Origin of the sequence: Burkholderia sp. Ac-20392 (assembly GCF_017104585.1) — a bacterium.
GTDB lineage: Bacteria > Pseudomonadota > Gammaproteobacteria > Burkholderiales > Burkholderiaceae > Burkholderia > Burkholderia lata.
Map to the genome: position 1 here is coordinate 1 of NZ_JAAGPB010000946.1, position 1,822 is coordinate 1,822.

The 1,822-nt window shown below is 67.6% G+C and carries 2 protein-coding genes and 1 pseudogene; all 3 read right to left on the bottom strand.

The window, feature by feature from the left end:
- Nucleotides 1-247 precede the first annotated feature (247 nt).
- Complete coding sequence (locus tag G3N99_RS39975; protein ID WP_206125164.1) at nucleotides 248-727, bottom strand: GNAT family N-acetyltransferase; 480 nt, start codon at nucleotides 725-727, stop codon at nucleotides 248-250.
- Nucleotides 728-892: 165 nt separating this feature from the next.
- Nucleotides 893-1,048 (bottom strand): hypothetical protein, encoded by a 156-nt coding sequence (locus G3N99_RS39980; protein WP_006481665.1) that lies wholly within the window; start codon nucleotides 1,046-1,048, stop codon nucleotides 893-895.
- 175 nt (nucleotides 1,049-1,223) lie between these two features.
- Nucleotides 1,224-1,822, bottom strand: a pseudogene (locus G3N99_RS39985) (flagellar hook-length control protein FliK); the annotation flags it as partial.

The window sequence follows — 1,822 nt, forward strand, 5'->3', positions numbered from 1 at the left end:
ACGTGCGCCGGTGACGTGCGCCGGTGACGTGCGCCGGTGACGTGCGCCGGTGACGTGCGCCGGTGACGTGCGCCGGTGACGTGCGCCGGTGACGTGCGCCGGTGACGTGCGCCGGTGACGTGCGCCGAACGGCCTGATGGCCGTTCGGCGCTTTCGGCAGGCGGGGAAGCGGGGAAGTCGGCCGGAGTCGGCCAAACGCGGCGAGTCGAATCGCCAGCGCATGACGACGCGGCGCCGGCCGGTGGATTCAGTCCGAAACGACTGGCTTGATCAACGTCGTCGTGATCGGCGCGAAGCCGCACGCACGATACAGCGCGCGGGCCGCCGCGTTGTGATTGAACACCGACAGCCCGATCTCGGTGACGCCGTACTGGCGTGCCTCGGCATCAAGTGCCTCGAGCGTACGCGTGGCCCAGCCCTGGCGGCGCCGGGACGGGGCGATGTCGAGGTCGTAGATGAACAGCGTGCGGTTCGGCCCTTCGGGCACGATCGCGTACCAAAGGTCGCCCACCGCGTCGCCGCTGGCGCCGTCGATGAGCACGACGAGGGTCTGGCCGGAGGTACGCAGGCCGTCCGACAGCAGCGTGTCGAAACAGGCGCGCGCCCGGCTGGCCGCGTCTTCGACAGCATTTTGTCCGGATGAAACGAGATCGCTCGCGTAGCCGTCGATGGCTCGCGTGCGGTACGCGTGGAATTCGCTGGCCGTCATCGGCCGCATCTGCAGCATGGCCCGGTCACCGTGAACGGAATCGGACTTCCAGTGTAGCGGGACGGTCGCGCCGACGCGCGATGTGGCGGCGGAAAGCGGGCAGGCAGGTACGGCAAGCGCCGCGCTGGCAGCGAATCAGCGAATCAGCGAATCAGCGAATCAGCGAATCAGCGAATCAGCGAATCAGCGACGGTACAGGACGATCGGCACGAGATGCGCACGGCGCACGCGCTCGGCTTCGGCACGACGCGCAGCGTACGAGTATTCGGCGTCGAGCGGCAGGTGCGGAGACACGAAAAGGTCGTCGATCTTTTGCAGCAGGGCGAGGATGAAGCTCATGTGAGACTCCTGACAGATGTGGCTAGGGTTTTCCCTTAGATTGACTCCATTCTAAGGGTTTTCCCTGAACTCTGCCAGCGCACCGCATCGATTTGACGCATGCGCACGACGGCCGATCACCGGTACAAACCGGCGATCCTTGCTCCGTCGGGCTCCCAGGATAGGGTCGAAACGATTAACGCGTGCGGCGGGCACGCTTTGCGACAGCCGCCTCGCGATTCGCGTTGCGCTGCAGCCGGTCGACTTGCGACAGAAGCGCTTCGTGATGCTCCTCGAGCGTCATCAGCGTTGCCTGCTGCGTCGACAGATCGGCCGCGAGGCGATCGATCCGCTGCTGCTTCGTGGCCACGTCCTGCTTCAGGTGCGCGATCTGCCGCGTCTGCATCACCAGCGCGACGAGCCCGGCCAGCACGACGATGGCCAACGCCAGCAGCAAGCGGTTGACGCGGCGCATCTCGCGATCGGCCGTGTGCGTCAGGCCATCCACGTCGGCCTGCAGTGCGGCGAGCCGGTCGGTCAGTGGACGCAGATGCGTATCCGGATCAAAGGCCGGCGCGGCCGGTTGCGCGCGCTCCGCCGACGGCTTCGTGACAAACGACGCAGCGGAAGCCATCGGCTGCGTGACGGGGGATACGGCGGCGGCCTGCGGCGCGGTGTTCGCGGTGTTCGCGGTGTTCGCGGTGTTCGCGGTGGTCGCGGTGGTCGCGGTGGTCGCGGTGGTCGCGGTGGTCGCGGTGGTCGCGGTGGTCGCGGTGGTCGCGGTGGTCGCGGTGG